Here is a 1,266-nt window from a genome sequence, read left to right on the forward strand (position 1 = left end):
TACTTCTTAATATATAAGGTTATTTAAAGTAAAAAGCCATATTAACATATACTTTTAAAATATATTAATATGACTTTTCTTTATATTTTATTTTTAATATTTAAAGTATGATAGTTGTTACAACAGTATATATTAAAAATACTCCTACTGATAATATAAATGGAAAATTTATTATACTTTCATTTTTATAAGATAATTTTGTATCTATATCTAAATCATCTAAATAAATTCTTTTATTTGATTTTTCCATACCTCTTATAATCCACATAACTAAAAAAGTAAAAACTACAGCAATTGAAAATTGAAAAATTAATAAAACTATATGAAAAATAAAAGGAACACTGTTCATAATATCTATAGAATTACTTATTTCTGCTGAATTTGTAGTAGCCGTCAGGAATCTTCCCATTAGTAATTGTGTTGTATTTATTGTGAAATGAGTAATCATTGATACATATATACTCCCCGTAGCTCTTACCATATAAGCAAATAATATTCCTATAGCAAACGCATATAAAAATTGACCTGCATTTAAATGTAACATTCCAAACATAAGACCTGACATGACAGCTGCTATATTTTTGTTTTTATATTCATATCCTGATAATACTATCCCTCTTATAGTTATTTCTTCAGTTATAGCTGGAGTAACACCTATAACTAATATCATAAGCCATAATGGTGTATTCTTTGTTTGCTCCATAAATGTTGCTACATCATTATTGAAAAACAAATTAGAAAAATAAGCTAAAAAATTCATAATTGGTTGTACTAAAAAACCTATTAAAATAGCTTTAAGTACATCTTTGCTTGATATTTTATTTAAGCTTAATATTTTTTTTGCATTACCATTAACTGCTAGTATATATATAATTGCTGGTACTATAAATATTAATATATGATTAAGTATTAATATTACTGGAATACTTAATCCCATTGTTTGAAAAAATCTAGTTGTTATCATTGGTGCAATTATTGATAATACTAATATTATTAAAAAGTATAAGCTTACTCTATAGATTGGTTTCAAAATTTATCACCTTCTTAATAAAATTTTTTATTTATAATGTATAAAAACAATTATACTGGATAGAATATTTAATGAGGCAATAAGCTTCAATCTTATAATAGCCTCTCCCCCATTTTATTTATATAAGTAGCCCTATAAATCCCGTTGATTTAAGGGCTACTTCCCCCTTAGCCCTTAAATAACTTAAAATAAACCATATTTTTTTCTTTTCATATTGACATAGTATAATATGTGAG

The 1,266-nt window shown here is 23.8% G+C and carries 1 protein-coding gene; it reads right to left on the reverse strand.

What is annotated here, in order from left to right:
• Window positions 1–100: 100 nt before the first annotated feature.
• Window positions 101–1,030, reverse strand: coding sequence for a CPBP family intramembrane glutamic endopeptidase (locus GBZ86_RS16025; RefSeq protein WP_152892320.1), 930 nt, complete (start codon window positions 1,028–1,030; stop codon window positions 101–103).
• Between the last annotated feature and the right edge of the window lie 236 nt (window positions 1,031–1,266).

Source organism: Clostridium tarantellae, from assembly GCF_009295725.1.
In the GTDB taxonomy this organism is placed as follows: Bacteria; Bacillota; Clostridia; order Clostridiales; family Clostridiaceae; genus Sarcina; species Sarcina tarantellae.